Origin of the sequence: Bradyrhizobium sp. CCBAU 51765, from assembly GCF_015291725.1 — a bacterium.
In the GTDB taxonomy this organism is placed as follows: domain Bacteria; phylum Pseudomonadota; class Alphaproteobacteria; order Rhizobiales; family Xanthobacteraceae; genus Bradyrhizobium; species Bradyrhizobium liaoningense.
In genome coordinates this window covers 65,944-80,151 of sequence record NZ_CP030038.1, presented here as the reverse complement: position 1 = coordinate 80,151, position 14,208 = coordinate 65,944, and the positions used below count along the sequence as shown (strand labels likewise).

Annotated in this window: 14 protein-coding genes; 8 read left to right on the top strand and 6 right to left on the bottom strand. The window is 64.8% G+C overall.

Annotated features, from left to right (window positions below; all coding sequences use genetic code 11):
* Positions 1-13 precede the first annotated feature (13 nt).
* Positions 14-919 (top strand): bifunctional DNA-formamidopyrimidine glycosylase/DNA-(apurinic or apyrimidinic site) lyase, encoded by a 906-nt coding sequence (gene mutM / locus XH96_RS00345; protein WP_194390577.1) that lies wholly within the window; start codon positions 14-16, stop codon positions 917-919.
* Positions 920-1,230: 311 nt separating this feature from the next.
* Here mutM and XH96_RS00340 read toward each other — a convergent pair whose 3' ends face one another.
* Positions 1,231-1,974 (bottom strand): ParA family protein, encoded by a 744-nt coding sequence (locus XH96_RS00340; protein ID WP_194390576.1) that lies wholly within the window; start codon positions 1,972-1,974, stop codon positions 1,231-1,233.
* A gap of 465 nt (positions 1,975-2,439) precedes the next feature.
* Between XH96_RS00340 and XH96_RS00335 the strand changes: the two genes are divergently transcribed.
* Positions 2,440-3,381 (top strand): transposase, encoded by a 942-nt coding sequence (locus tag XH96_RS00335; RefSeq protein WP_194389766.1) that lies wholly within the window; start codon positions 2,440-2,442, stop codon positions 3,379-3,381.
* Between the two features lie 77 nt (positions 3,382-3,458).
* Here the strand turns inward: XH96_RS00335 and XH96_RS00330 are convergent, their stop codons facing one another.
* Positions 3,459-4,817 (bottom strand): serine protease, encoded by a 1,359-nt coding sequence (locus XH96_RS00330; RefSeq protein ID WP_194390575.1) that lies wholly within the window; start codon positions 4,815-4,817, stop codon positions 3,459-3,461.
* Positions 4,818-5,049: 232 nt separating this feature from the next.
* On the opposite strand from XH96_RS00330, the gene XH96_RS00325 reads away from it, so the two are divergent.
* Positions 5,050-5,853, top strand: coding sequence for a molybdopterin-synthase adenylyltransferase MoeB (locus XH96_RS00325; protein WP_194390574.1), 804 nt, complete (start codon positions 5,050-5,052; stop codon positions 5,851-5,853).
* Positions 5,854-5,862: 9 nt separating this feature from the next.
* Here XH96_RS00325 and XH96_RS00320 read toward each other — a convergent pair whose 3' ends face one another.
* Positions 5,863-6,870, bottom strand: a complete 1,008-nt coding sequence (locus XH96_RS00320) for an aldo/keto reductase (protein ID WP_194390573.1) — start codon at positions 6,868-6,870, stop codon at positions 5,863-5,865.
* A 113-nt stretch (positions 6,871-6,983) separates the two neighbouring features.
* Between XH96_RS00320 and XH96_RS00315 the strand changes: the two genes are divergently transcribed.
* Entirely contained in the window at positions 6,984-7,895 is a 912-nt protein-coding gene (locus XH96_RS00315; protein ID WP_194390572.1) for a LysR family transcriptional regulator, read from the top strand.
* 3 nt (positions 7,896-7,898) lie between these two features.
* Here the strand turns inward: XH96_RS00315 and XH96_RS00310 are convergent, their stop codons facing one another.
* The gene (locus tag XH96_RS00310) at positions 7,899-8,900 is read right to left on the bottom strand and encodes a D-glycerate dehydrogenase (RefSeq protein ID WP_194390571.1); all 1,002 of its coding nucleotides are present in this window, start codon (positions 8,898-8,900) and stop codon (positions 7,899-7,901) included.
* Between the two features lie 323 nt (positions 8,901-9,223).
* Here XH96_RS00310 and XH96_RS00305 point away from each other — a divergent pair, with 323 nt between their 5' ends.
* The gene (locus tag XH96_RS00305) at positions 9,224-9,754 is read left to right on the top strand and encodes an SH3 domain-containing protein (protein ID WP_028176484.1); all 531 of its coding nucleotides are present in this window, start codon (positions 9,224-9,226) and stop codon (positions 9,752-9,754) included.
* 145 nt (positions 9,755-9,899) lie between these two features.
* On the opposite strand, the gene irrA is transcribed toward XH96_RS00305, so the two are convergent.
* The gene (gene irrA / locus XH96_RS00300) at positions 9,900-10,391 is read right to left on the bottom strand and encodes an iron response transcriptional regulator IrrA (RefSeq protein WP_035674497.1); all 492 of its coding nucleotides are present in this window, start codon (positions 10,389-10,391) and stop codon (positions 9,900-9,902) included.
* Between the two features lie 352 nt (positions 10,392-10,743).
* On the opposite strand from irrA, the gene fabA reads away from it, so the two are divergent.
* From fabA to fabI, 3 genes are all read left to right on the top strand, one after another.
* Positions 10,744-11,265 (top strand): bifunctional 3-hydroxydecanoyl-ACP dehydratase/trans-2-decenoyl-ACP isomerase, encoded by a 522-nt coding sequence (fabA, locus tag XH96_RS00295; protein ID WP_194390570.1) that lies wholly within the window; start codon positions 10,744-10,746, stop codon positions 11,263-11,265.
* 39 nt (positions 11,266-11,304) lie between these two features.
* On the top strand, positions 11,305-12,528 hold the full coding sequence (gene fabB / locus XH96_RS00290; protein ID WP_194390569.1) for a beta-ketoacyl-ACP synthase I: 1,224 nt from the start codon (positions 11,305-11,307) through the stop codon (positions 12,526-12,528).
* Between the two features lie 165 nt (positions 12,529-12,693).
* A complete protein-coding gene (gene fabI, locus XH96_RS00285; protein ID WP_194390568.1) occupies positions 12,694-13,491 on the top strand; it encodes an enoyl-ACP reductase FabI in 798 nt (265 codons plus the stop codon).
* A 117-nt stretch (positions 13,492-13,608) separates the two neighbouring features.
* Here the strand turns inward: fabI and XH96_RS00280 are convergent, their stop codons facing one another.
* Positions 13,609-14,205 carry a glutathione S-transferase family protein gene (locus XH96_RS00280; protein ID WP_194390567.1) on the bottom strand — a complete coding sequence of 199 codons (597 nt, stop codon included), beginning with the start codon at positions 14,203-14,205 and terminating at the stop codon, positions 13,609-13,611.
* Between the last annotated feature and the right edge of the window lie 3 nt (positions 14,206-14,208).

The following is a 14,208-nucleotide window of genomic DNA, read 5'->3' as shown; positions in this document are numbered from 1 at the left end:
TGAATGCCTGACCATGCCTGAATTGCCAGAAGTCGAGACCGTCCGCCGCGGGCTTCAGCCGGTGATGGAGGGTGCGAAAATCCTCGTCGCGGAGGCCCGCCGGCCGGACTTGCGCTTTCCGTTCCAGCCGGACTTCGTGGCCCGGCTCAAGGGGCAGGTCGTCACGGGCCTCGGCCGCCGTGCAAAATATCTCATGGCCGATCTCGCCTCCGGCGACGTTCTGCTGATGCATCTCGGCATGTCGGGCTCGTTCCGTGTCATCAAGCCGGACAACGACACCCGACCTGGCGAGTTTCATTATCCGCGGGACAAGGATTCCACCCACGATCACGTGCTGTTTCGGATGTCCTCCGGCGCCGACATCGTGTTCAACGATCCGCGCCGCTTCGGCTACATGAAGGTGATCGCGCGCAATGCGCTCGACGACGAGCCGCTGCTGCGCGGGCTCGGACCCGAGCCGCTCGGCAACGAGTTCGACGCCGCGATGCTGGCGCGCTCCTGCGCCGGCAAGACCACCAGCCTGAAGGCTGCGCTGCTCGACCAGCGCGTCGTGGCAGGGCTTGGCAACATCTATGTCTGCGAGGCGCTGCACCGCTCGCATCTGTCGCCGCGCCGGATCGCCGCGACCTTGTCGACGAAGTCCGGACAACGCAAAGGCGCTGCCGGGGGCGAGCCAACCGATCATGCCAAGAGACTGGTCGGTGCGATCCACACCGTGCTGAACGACGCGATCAAGGCCGGCGGCTCCAGCTTGCGCGATCACCGCCAGACCACCGGCGAGCTCGGCTATTTCCAGCATTCGTTCAAGGTCTATGATCGCGAAGGCGAAAAATGCACGACCCCGCGCTGCGGCGGCATCATCAAGCGGTTCGTGCAGAACGGCCGCTCGACCTTCTGGTGCCCGAAATGTCAGAAGTGACCATCAGGATTGTCGCCGAGAGGGCCTAAGTCTCGGCGAAGGCGATGACCAACCGCGCGTCATTGCGAGCCACCGGGTCCGCGCAAAGCGCGGCCCGATGACAGGCTCCGCGAAGCAATCCAGAATCCCCTCCGCAGCAGCAGTCTGGATTGCTTCGTCGCAAGGGCTCCTCGCAATGACGGGAGGATAGAGCCTTCGCTACAACGCGCGAGGCGAAGCAATCCGGCCGGGCTGGTGGCCGGACTGCTTCGCCGCTTGGGCTCGTTCACCGGATGGCGGGAGCCCGACTGTCGTCCGAGCGATCGCCCCGCTCAGGACGCCAGTGTCGTGGTCTCGTCCGCCGCCTGTTCTGCAGCGATCTGCAGCATGCCGTGCGCAGCCGAGATGACCTGGTCGATCAGGACATTGGTGGTGGCTTCGAGCTCGAGCCGGGTCTGGATCCAGCGCCAGAGGCCGCGGATCTCATCCGCCGATTTGCCGTTCGGCGCGAATTCGCTCACGGCAAGGCCGCTGGCGAGCGCGTCCTGATGATCGTTGCGCATCACGATCAGCGGACGCGCGAGCACGTCGGCAAGATCGAGCGCAGCTTCCTCGGCGAGCACGCCCGCGGCGTTGTCGATGCGCTGGCCACGGATCGGCGTCTGGTTGAGCACGAAGCTGTAGGGCCGCTTCCAGGCGCGGGCGACGCTGAGCGTCGAGACGGTGGCCTCGATGTCGGCGACGCTTGGGCGCGCCGGGATCAGGCAGAGATCGGAATGGCGGATTGCGGCGGTGGTCGCGGCGCTGAGACCGGCCGCGGTGTCGACGATCGCGAGCTGTAGGCCGCTGTCGGCGAGCATCTTCAGGCGTGGCTGGATATCCGCGGCGTGATAGATCGGTTCGACGACGAGATCGTCGGTGCTGCGACGGCGCTGCCAGTTGGAGAGGGTGCCCTGCGGGTCGGTCTCGATCAGGCGAACGGTGAAGCCGGACTGCTTGGCCGCCAGCGCGAGACCGACGGCGAGTGTGCTCTTGCCACTGCCGCCCTTTTGGGTGGCCAGTACGATCGTGTGCATTGAAGTTCAATCCTTTGGAGGGCTGGATCAGGAATACGCCACGCGAACGTGCACCGCTTTGCGATGCTGAGCTCTTCTCGCTCAGGACGTGCCGGCCCGATCCAAAGGGGGATCGCGGGGGTCCGAATCAACGGTAACGATGATGGCGGAATCGGGAATGCCAGCGAATCCGTTAGTCGTACGTGTGAGAGTGCGCGCGGACGAGTTGATCTCGTGCCCCGGACGCAGCGCAGCACGTCAGTGACGCGCTGCTGAGCCGGGGCCCAGAAAACCACTTGCACGGAATTTGAGGGCGCATGGGTCCCTGTGTCTGGGAAGTCTGGCATGATGATGGTGGGCGGGAAGCCGTTGGGTCCTTGGCGCTTGACGCCGTGAGCCGGCTCGGTCTCCCGCCCGTTCCATCTATCAACCTGAACAGTTGCACGAGGCTGCGTCAACAGACCTCGCATCACAGGGACAGGCACCGTGATCATATCCTCTCGTTGCGTCGGGATCGACATCTCCAAACATCACCTTGATATTTTCGATGAGGCCATCGGCGTAGCGGAACGCATCGCCAACGCGACACAGGCCATCACACAGCTGGTGGCGCGTTGGCGATGCGATGCGCTGATCGTCTTCGAGGCTACGGGGGTCTATGACCTCGAGCTTCGGGAGGCTCTGCATCGGGCCGGCATCCGCTTTGCCCGGATCAATCCGGCCCGTGCCCGCGACTTTGCCCGCGCCAGCGGCCAGCTCGCCAAGACCGATCCGATCGATGCGCGGATGCTGGCGGCCTTTGCCCGCGCCATGAAGCCCGCCACCGAGCAGGCCGCGACGCCTGCTCGCAACACTTTGGCAAGGCTTGCAAAACGGCGGGACCAACTGGTTGCCATGAGGGCCCAGGAAAAGAACCGCCGCAGCGAAGCCGAGGACCGCGCCATGGTGGAACGCATCGCTCGCCTCATCGAGGTCCTCAATGATGAGATCGCCGAAATCGACACTGAGATTCATGCGCTCGTCAAAGCCGAACCGGAGCTTGCCAATGATGCACAGTTGATGCGCTCGGTGCCCGGCGTGGGACCCGTCGCTTGCATGCAACTCCTCACCCAGATGCCCGAACTTGGGCGTCTCGGGCCAAAGGAGGTGGCCGCTCTTGCCGGCCTGGCTCCCTTCAATGTCGATAGCGGGGCTTATCGTGGCAAGCGCAAGATCGGCGGCGGACGAAAGCGCGTCCGCGACGCCCTCTACATGGCTGCTCTCAACGCCGTTCGTCGCGCCGATCACTTCAAAATCTTCTATGACCGGCTCCGTCTGGCCGGCAAACCAGCAAAGCTCGCCCTCATTGCTGTCGCAAGGAAGCTGCTGACCATCCTCAACGCAATGCTGCGCGACCGAAAACCCTATAAAATCGCACCATCAACATAACAGTTGCCGGCTCTGCGGAGCGTCACTTCGTGACGCGCCGCGTCCGGGACACGGGAGAATGGGTGCTTTCGCGCGGCCTACTTCCGGACGCAGATGACGCGCACGACAGCGGCCTTGGCGTCCGTCGACGTGCCGTTCGCCGTGACCCCGTTCGCCTTCAGAAATCCGCGCACCGCCTCTGCGGAGACCATCAAAGCCTGTGACGCCGGGACCGATGTCGCGGGACCTGCGACCATGGCCGGCTTCAGCAGCGCCATGCCGGCGAACTTGCCGTCGGCGTCGACGGCCGGGCTGCCGGAGAATCCGATCGCCGGCGGCGGCGAGAGTGCGGAATTGCTGCTCGTCACCGGCGCCAGCGCAGCCTTGAGGCTCGACACGCCGGCCGCGCCGCCCTGGCTCTGCGGATCGGCGATGCCGACGATGTCGACACTCGTCTTCGCGGCCACGCCGGCGAGGCTGAGCGGCTTCAGGCCGCGGGCGCCGTAGATGTGCAGGAGCGCGAGATCATGCTCCTGGTCCTCGGCGAGGCGGTCGGCGCTGCCATGACCGGCGATCGTGATCGCGAGGCAGCCATCGGTGACGAGGCGGTCGGTGACGATCGCACCGTCGTCGCTGACGACGATGCCGGTGCCGTATTCGACCGTCTTGCGCGGCGGCGGCCCGGCCAGCGGTCCGGACGGAAATGCATTGAACGCGCTCGACATCGCGATCACCACCGGCTCGACCGTGTTCTCCGTCGCCTGGTCGTAGAGGATCGTCATGGTGCGGACCTCGTCGCCCTTGAAGGTGCCACGCACGTAAAATTTCTTCAGGCCCTGCAATCCCGACAGCACGAAGAAGTCGGGCTTCACCACGGTGTAATCGACCTTGCGCCCGGACGGCTCCTTCTCCAGGTCGGCGAGCTTTGCCGAGGTCGGGTTCACCTCCTTGCGCCGGCTGAGCAGCACCTGCACGGTTCCGGTCGGCGAGGTCCATTTCGAGCCGTTGGCGTCGCTTGCCTGCTGCGGCACCAGCTTGCCGGGGATGCCGAGCCGGGCGCCGCTGGTCGGCTCCGTCACGATCTTCCAGCCGACGCTCTCCTGCTTCTTTCGCGCCGCCTCGGCGAGTGTGGCGCGTTCCTGCGGATTGAGCACACCGGTCGGCTTGCCGCCCTTGGCCTTCTGATACTCCTTGATGGCGTTGACCATGCGCTCGCTGACGTCGCCGGTGATGGCGCCGTTATATTGGCCGACCCAGGCGAGGTCGGACTGGAGCGACAGCCGCTCCGCTCTTGACATGGCATCGGCCGTCGCCGACGGCGTCTGCATTGCGGGAGGCTGGATCGGTACGGTCTGAACCGTTTTCGGCTTGGTGCCGGGGACCTGCGGCGCCGTCATCTGGGCGTTCGCGCCTGTGGCGGCCGCAAACATCAGAGTTGCCGCAAGCATCGATCTCATGACAAATCCAGCCCACCCATTGAACGCAGTGTCATTGAAGCACATCTCGTTGGTCGCGAACAATGTTGGGGTGGTTCAGATGGCTGAGAGGCCACGACCTCAGGTCCTCATCCTGAGGAGCAGCCCAAAGGCCGCGTCTCGAAGGATGGCCACAGGCGAGATCGGGACCCTTCATGGTTCGAGACGCGCGTTCCGCGCTCCTCACCATGAGGAGTGAGAGGAATTTAGGACGATGCTGAGTCCGGACGAACTCGAACGCTATGCCCGTCATATCGTGCTGCGCGATGTCGGCGGGCCGGGCCAGGCCGCGCTGAAGCGGGCCTCCGTGCTGGTGATCGGCGCCGGCGGGCTCGGCGCGCCCGCGCTGATGTATCTGGCTGCGGCCGGCGTCGGCACGCTCGGCGTGGTCGACGACGATGTCGTGTCGCTGTCCAACCTGCAGCGCCAGGTGATCCACACCACGCCCGATATCGGCCGCCACAAGGTCGAGAGCGCGGCAGAGCGGATCTCTGCGCTCAATCCGCATGTCCGTTTCGTCGGCCACGCCACCTGGCTCAACGCGGACAACGCGCTCAGCCTGATCGGCGACTACGACCTCGTGCTCGACGGCTCCGACAATTTTTCGACGCGCTATCTCGTCTCCGACGCCTGTTTCTTCGCCAAGCGGCCGCTGATCACAGCGGCGCTCGGCACCTTCGACGGCTCGCTCACCACCATCCGCGCGCACGAGACGAACGAGCAGGGCGAGTTCAATCCGACCTATCGCTGCCTGTTTCCGGAAGCCCCCCCGCCCGGAACCGTTCCGGCCTGTGCGGAGGCCGGCGTCATAGGGGCGCTGGCGGGCGTGCTCGGCTCGATGATGGCGCTGGAGGCGATCCGCGAGATCGTCGGCTTCGGCGACGGCCTCGTCGGCCGTCTCCTGATGATCGATGCGCGCGCGATGCGCTTCGAGACGCTGCGCTACGGCCGCGATCCCGCCAATCCGCTCAACGGCGACGGGCCGGTGTTCGAGGATCTTAGCACCCATCGCACCTGATTGCCGCGATTACGCTGTCGCCGGCTTCTCGCTGTCGAGATGTGCCATCTGCTCGGCTGCGTAGCGCGTTCCGGCCGCGATGTTGGGCGGAAACGCCTTGGCCAGCGCCGCGAGATGCATCGGCGTCAGCGTCACCTTCGTTGCGCCGAGCGCTTCGCTGAGACGGTTGCGGGTGCGGGCGCCAACCAGCGGTACGATGGCGTTGTCCTGTGCAGCGACCCAGGCGATCGCAACTTGTGCCGGCGTTGCGCCGATTTCGTTCGCGATTGCGCGCAGCTGCTCCACCAGCGCGAGATTGGTCTCGAGGTTCTCGCCCTGGAAACGCGGCGTCAACAGCCGGTAGTCACGGCCGGCCTTACCCGAATCCTTCGACCAGTGGCCGCCGATCAGGCCGCGTGCGAGCACGCCGTAGGCGGTGATGCCAATGCCGAGCTCGCGGCAGGTCTTCAGGATATCGCGTTCGATGCCGCGCTCGATCAGGGAATATTCGATCTGGAGATCGGCGATCGGATGCACCGCATGCGCGCGGCGGATGGTGTCGGAGCCGACCTCGGACAGGCCGATATGCCTGACATAGCCGGCCTTCACGAGATCGGCGAGACCGCCGATGGTGTCTTCGATGGGAACGTTCGGATCGAGCCGCGCCGGACGATAGATGTCGACATGATCGGTGCCGAGCCGCTGGAGCGAATAGGCGAGGAAGTTCTTGGTTGCGGCCGGCCGGCAGTCCATGCCGATGAAATCGCCGGCGGGACCGCGCAGTGCGCCGAACTTGACGCTGATCCGCACCTTTTCGCGTGAAACGTCCTTGAGCGCCTCGCGGATCAGCATTTCATTGTGCCCCATGGCGTAGAAATCGCCGGTGTCGAGCAGCGTGATGCCCGCATCGATTGCCGCATGGATGGTGGCGATGCTTTCGCCGCGATCGGAAGGACCGTAGGCGTCGGACATGGCCATGCAGCCGAGACCGAGGCTCGAGACGGTGGGGCCGGTTGAACCGAGTTTGCGCTGTTCCATGATCTCTATCCCTCGAAAAGGCGGCTGCGCCGCGTGACGAGGGCAGATATGCGCCTGACCGATTGCGCCGATAAGCTGGACAATCCAGAATGGCTTGTTCACATTGGCGAACAATGGCCGAGCCCGATTTGCGCGATCTCGATGTCTTCGTGGCGGTTGCCCGCACCCGGAATTTCCGGCGGGCGGCGGTCGAAATTCGCGTGTCCGTATCGAGCCTTAGCCAGCGGCTGCGGGACCTGGAGGAACGGCTCGGCGTCCGCCTGATGAACCGCACGACCCGCAGCGTCGCGCTGACCGAGGCGGGCGAGCTGTTGCTCTCGCGCGTCGCCCCGGCACTGCGCGATGTCGGCGATGCCCTGGAGCAGGTGCGGGGCCTGCGTGAGGTCGCCTCGGGCCGCCTGCGCATCAATGCGCCGCCGCCCGCGGTCGATCTGGTGCTGGCGCCGATGGCCGGACCGTTCCTGAACGCCCATCCGCAAGTCGATCTCGACATCGTCAGCGAAAGCGGCTTCGTCGACATCGTGAGCGGGGGATACGATGCCGGCGTGCGCTATGGCGAGCATCTCGCGCAGGACATGGTGGCGATCCCGCTGAGCGGTCCGCAGAGCTATGTCGTGGTCGCTTCGCCCGGTTACATCGCGCGGCGCGGCAGGCCGAAGCATCCGAAGGACCTGCTCGACCATGATTGCATCCGCGCGCGCTATTCGAGCGGCGTCATGCACGATCTGGAATTCGAGAGAGCCGGGCAGGTCGTGAAGGTCGATCCGCCGGCGAAGCTGATCTCGACCAATATGAACCTTGCGATGCGCGCCGCGCTCGACGGCGTGGGCATCTGGGCCACGCTGGACGGCTATGTCGGCGATGCCGTGAAGTCCGGCGCTCTGGTCAGCCTGATGGAGGATTGGTGCGAGCCGTTTCCAGGACCGTTCCTGTACTATCCGAGCCGCCGCCAGACGCCGCCTGCGCTGCGCGCCTTCATCGATTTCGTTGCGGATTGGCGCAAGCGGGAAGGGCGCGGGACGTAAGCCTCAGAGCATGCTCGGCAGCACGCGATCCGGCGGCTTGTGGGCGTCGAGGAAGGTGCGGATGTTGATGATCACCTTCTCGCCCATCTCGACGCGGCCCTCGATCGTGGCCGAGCCCATATGCGGCAACAGCGTCACCTTGCCGGCCCTGGCGAGCCGCACCAGCTTCGGGTTGACCGCGGGCTCGTGCTCGTAGACGTCGAGGCCGGCGCCGGCAATCTCGCCGCCTTCGATCAGCTTGATCAGCGTGTCCTCGTCGGTCACCTCGCCGCGCGCGGTGTTGACGATGTAGGCGTCCTTGCGGATCAGCTTCAGCCGCCGCGCCGAGAGCAGATGATAGGTCGCCGGCGTGTGCGGACAGTTCACCGAGATGATGTCCATCCGCGCCAGCATCTGGTCGAGGCTTTCCCAGTAGGTCGCCCCTAACTCTTCGGCGATGACGGGAGCGACGGGACGGCGGTTGTGATAGTGGATCTGCAGGCCGAACGCGCGCGCGCGGCGCGCCACCGCCTGGCCGATGCGGCCCATGCCGATGATGCCGAGGCGTTTGCCCCCGATGCGGTGGCCGAGCATCCAGGTCGGCGACCAGCCCGCCCAGGGCTTTCCTTCGGTCAGGATCGAGGCGCCTTCGATCATCCGTCTCGGCACCGCGAGGATCAGCGCCATGGTCATGTCAGCAGTGTCTTCGGTCAGAACCTTCGGCGTATTGGTGACGGTGATGCCGCGGGCATGGGCGGCCGCGACGTCGATATTGTCGACACCGTTGCCGAAATTGGCGATCAGGCGGAGCTTGCAGTCGGGCTGGTTCACGACATCGGCGCTGATGTGATCGGTCACGGTCGGAACCAGCACGTCGGCGGTGCGCGCGGCTTCCGCGATCTGGTCGGCCGACATCGGCGTGTCCTCGAGATTGATCCGCGCGTCGAACAGCTCGCGCATTCGCGTTTCGATCGAATCCGGCAGCTTGCGCGTCACCACGACGAGGGGCTTTTTCTTCACCGACATGTCCTGCTCTCATGAGGCGTCGCGGTCCGCCTCTGTCGCCAAAGGCCGGCCGTTGAGGCCTCATTAACCCGGTTGTTCGACACTGCCCTTGCCGTGTCCGTCCCCGGCGCTTCCTCCAAGCTCTCCCGACATTTCCGGCCGGAAAATCGGGGCAAACTGGTTGTTCAAGTGCCCGTCCTCTCTAGCAGAAGGCCGGGCCAAGACAAGAACCACGGGCCGAGGCTTGGAACCCGCGTGGGGCGGGACAAGGGGCAGACGCGGCAGGGTTTTGGAATTTGGGGTGAGGATCCGGCCTGGCCGGGTCTTCGACAGGAGACGGGTTGATGGCGTTGGGGCGTTTTTGTTCGGTGATGGCGCTCGTTTGCACCTGGTTGAGCGCCTCGGTCGGCCCCTCGCATTCGGCGAAGGACAATACCCCGCAGACCGCCAGCGGCTTGCCGGTGCCGCGCTATGTCAGCCTCAAATCGGATCACGTGAACGTCCGCGCCGGCCCGACCAAGGACAATGACGTCGCTTGGGTCTACACCCGCGCCGGCCTGCCGGTCGAAATCACCGCCGAGTTCGAGAACTGGCGCCGGGTGCGCGATTCCGAGGGCGCCGAGGGCTGGGTCTATCACTCGCTGCTGTCGGGCCGCCGCACCGCGGTTGTCACCATGAAGCACAAGGACGACCTCGCCCCGATCTACGACCGGCCCGATCCCGACAGCGCGGTTGCAGCAAAGCTCCAGGCTGGCGTCGTCACGCAGGTGAAGAAGTGCGCCGCAAACTGGTGCCGCGTCATCGGCAACGGCTTTGACGGCTGGATCCAGCAGGAGCGCCTCTGGGGCGTCTATTCGGACGAGCAGGTGAATTGACGACGACAGGCGGAGGGCGCGCTCGCCGCTCCAGCGTCATGCCCGGGCTTGTCCCGGGCATCCACGACCTTTGCGCCTGGTCCAAAAACGTGGATGGCCGGGACGAGCCCGGCCATGACGATCTCAGTTCGATCTTAAGACGATCTCAGCGCTTCTTGCGCAGGCGCACGACCATGTCGATGCGGGAGATCTCGTAGCCCTCGGGCACCTCCGGCATCTTCGACAGCGCCAGATGCGGGTCCTCGATGTCGACCAGCTCGTGGCTGTTCTCGAGGTAGTAGTGATGGTGGGTCGTGACGTTGGTGTCGAAATAGGTCTTGGTGCCGTCGACACTGACCTGGCGGAGCAGGCCGGCATCGGTGAGCTGGTTCAACGTGTTGTAGACGGTCGCCAGCGATACCGGAACCTTGGCCAGCGTCGCTTCCTCGTAGAGCATTTCAGCCGTGAGGTGACGGGCACCCTTGCCGAACAGCAGCCAGCCGAGCGCCATGCGTTGGCGCGTCGGACGGAGCCCCGCGGACTGGAGCATTTCGTTGACGTCGTGCCACGGGCAGCCGGTCAAGGCCGGCTGGCGGCCGGACAGGAGGGCCGCAGCATGGGCGTCGTCGTCGTAGTGGGACGCGGTATTCTCGGTCATTTCCAGATTTCGGGCACGCGTGAACAATATCTCTTTGTTACTATAAGAACAGAAAGATGCAGATGCAAGTTTCTCGCAACTAGAGAGGTTCTAATCAGGCTTGGAACCGCGTGGTGAGCGCGTCATTTTACCTTCATGGATGCGCTTTGCCACCCGAAATGGCCTGTGTTAGAGAGCGCGCGGTTCCGCTTAGCCGATTTTGGTGCAGCCGAGCATGAAGGCTTGGTTCGCAGTCCATCCGGGGCTTGCGCGAGTCGCGGCCGATGGTGGCAATTGGCGTTGCTGTCCGATCGAGACGGGGCCATTTTCGCCAAAGAACGCCGCTCAATCGGGATTGAACAGAGGCTCGTGAATGCTGAACAGGCGCAACGGTTATGATTACGAAGATCTGCTGGCCTGTGCCCGCGGCGAGATGTTCGGTCCGGGCAATGCCCAGCTGCCGCTGCCGCCGATGCTGATGTTCGACCGCATCACGGAAATCACCGACAATGGCGGTGAATTCGGCAAGGGCCTGGTGCGCGCCGAGCTCGACGTGAAGCCTGATCTCTGGTTCTTCGGCTGCCATTTCAAGAACGACCCGGTGATGCCCGGCTGCCTTGGCCTGGATGCGCTGTGGCAAATGGTCGGCTTTTACCTCGGCTGGGTCGGCGGCGAAGGCCGCGGCCGGGCGCTCGGCCTGAGCGAGCTGAAGTTCGGCGGCCAGGTGCTGACCAACGCCCGCAAGGTTGTGTACAACGTCGATATCAAACGCGTGATGCGGGCAAAGCTTGTGCTCGGTATCGCCGACGGGTGGCTTTCGGTCGATGACCAGATTATTTATCGCGCCAAGGATCTGAAGGTCGGCCTGTTCAAGCAGGGCGCGAGCCTGGGCTGAGCGCATCACCAAGAAGACAACGATTGAGGCGAGGCTGTCATGAGGCGGGTTGTGGTCACCGGAATGGGCATCGTCTCGTCCATCGGAAACAACACCCAGGAAGTGCTTGCGAGCCTTCACGAGGCGAAGTCCGGCATTTCGCGGGCAGGGAAATATGCCGAGCTCGGCTTCCGTTCGCAGGTGCAAGGTGAGCCCACGCTCGATCCGTCGACGGTGGTCGACCGACGCGCGATGCGTTTCCTCGGCCAGGGGGCGGCGTGGAATCACGTCGCGATGGAGCAGGCGATCCAGGACTCCGGCCTGTCGCCGGACGAAGTCTCCAACATCCGTACCGGCATCATTATGGGCTCCGGCGGTCCCTCGGCGCGCACCATCGTCGAAGCCGCCGACATCACCCGCTCCAAGGGACCCAAGCGCGTCGGCCCGTTTGCGGTGCCGAAGGCGATGTCCTCCACGGCCTCCGCGACGCTTGCAACCTGGTTCAAGATCAAGGGCGTGAACTATTCGATCTCCTCGGCCTGCGCGACGTCGAACCATTGCGTCGGCAACGCCTACGAGACGATCCAGATCGGCAAGCAGGACATCATCTTCGCCGGCGGCTGCGAGGAGCTGGACTGGTCGCTGTCGGTGCTGTTCGACGCCATGGGCGCGATGTCCTCGAAATACAACGATACGCCGGCCACGGCCTCGCGTCCCTACGACCTCAATCGCGATGGCTTCGTCATCGCCGGCGGCGCCGGCGTGCTGGTGCTGGAAGAGCTCGAGCATGCCAAGGCGCGCGGTGCGAGGATCTATGGCGAGATCGTCGGCTATGGCGCGACCTCGGACGGCCACGACATGGTGGCGCCTTCGGGCGAAGGCGCCGAGCGCTGCATGCGCATGGCGATGTCGACGGTGAAGACCAGGGTCGACTACATCAATCCGCACGCGACCTCGACGCCGGCCGGCGATCCGCCGGAGATCGAGGCGATCCGAAAGGTGTTCGGCGTCGGCGAGAAGTGCCCGCCGATCTCGGCGACCAAGGCGCTGACCGGCCACTCGCTGGGCGCCACCGGCGTGCAGGAAGCAATCTATTCGCTGCTGATGATGAACAACGGCTTCATCTGCGAGAGCGCGCACATCCAGGAGCTCGATCCCGTATTCGCCGACATGCCGATCGTGCGCAAGCGCATCGACAACGTCAAGATCGGCACCGTGCTGTCGAACTCCTTCGGCTTCGGCGGCACCAACGCCACGCTGGTGTTCAGCCGGCTGGATGCGTGACGGCGTCGTCGACGCGTTCGTGATTTCTCGTCATGGCCGGGCAAGAGCGCGAAGCGCGTCTTCGCGCTAGATGTCCCGGCCATCCACGTCTTAGGTTCTGGCTGCAAAGGGCGTGGATGCCCGGGACTAGCCCGGGCATGACGAAGAGCGGAGAGTAATTTCGCAATGGAAGGTCTGATGAAAGGCAAGCGCGGTCTGATCATGGGCATCGCCAATGATCACTCGATCGCCTGGGGCATGGCGCGGACGCTGCATGCCCATGGCGCAGAGCTTGCCTTCACCTTCCAGGGCGAGGCTCTCGGCAAACGTGTGAAGCCGCTGGCGGAGCAGCTTGGCGTGGATCTGGTTCTGCCTTGCGACGTCGAGGACATCGCCAGCGTCGATGCCACCTTCGCCGCGCTTCGCGAGCAATGGGGCCAGCTCGACTTCGTGATCCACGCGATCGGCTTTGCCGACAAGAACGAGCTCAAGGGCCGCTACGCCGACACCAGCCGCGAGAATTTTTCGCGCACTATGGTGATCTCCTGCTTCTCGTTCACCGAGGTCGCAAAACGCGCCGCCGAGCTGATGACCGAAGGCGGCAGCATGATCACGCTGACCTTCGGCGCGTCGGAGCGCGCGATGCCGAACTACAACGTGATGGGTGTGGCGAAGGCGGCGCTGGAAGCTTCCGTGCGCTATCTCGCCGCCGATTTCGGACCGCGCGGCATCCGCGTCAACGCAATCTCCGCGGGCCCCATCCGCACGCTCGCCGGCTCCGGCATCGGCGAGGCGCGGGCGATGTTCGCCTTCATGCAGAAGCATGCGCCGCTCCGTCGCGGCGTCACGCTCGACGACCTCGGCGGCTCGGCGCTGTATCTGCTGTCGGATCTCTCCGGCGGCGTGACCGGCGAGATCCACTACGTGGATTCCGGCTACAACATCATCCTGATGCCGCGGCCGGACGATCTGAAGGCTGAATAGCTTCGTGCTCTTGTAGGGTGAGCAAAGGCGCGCCCTTCGCGCCGTGCCCACGATCTCTCAAGGATCGCGACGAAAAGTGGTGGGCACGCTTCGCTTTGCCCACCTACGAGAGCTTGCTTAACCGGCCGCGATCTTCTCCGCGCGCTGGAACGCCGGCCGCGCGATGCAGCGCGCCAGATAGGCGTCGAAGGCCGGCCGCGACGGCACCATCTTGAACAGGCGCACCGCGAAATTCAGGCCCGAGCCGACCGCAATGTCGGCGGCGGAAAATTCTTCGCCGAGAATCCACGGTCCTTTCTCAAGCGCGGCTTCCAGTACGTCGAACACCTGCGTCGCACTGCCCCACGCCGCGGTTGAGGTCGGGATCTCGATCTTGGTGAAGATCTGGATGATGGCGGGCTCGATGCAGCCCGGCGAGAAGAACAGCCATTGCAGGTAGCGCGCGCGGCGCGGGTCGGTCACGCCAGGCGCAAGCTTCGTCTCGGGATAGCGGTCGGCGATGTAGGCGCAGATCGCAGCGGCTTCCCCGAGCGCCGCGTCGCCGTCGGTCAGCGCCGGCACCTTGCCCATCGGATTGATCTTGAGAAAGTCCGGCGTTTTCTGCGCGCCGGTCGAGATATCGGTCAGCACGCGCTCGTAGGGCAGGCCGCTCTCTTCCATCAGCCAAAGCGTCGTGAACGAGCGCGAGCGGGGCGACCAATAGAGCTTGATCATGGC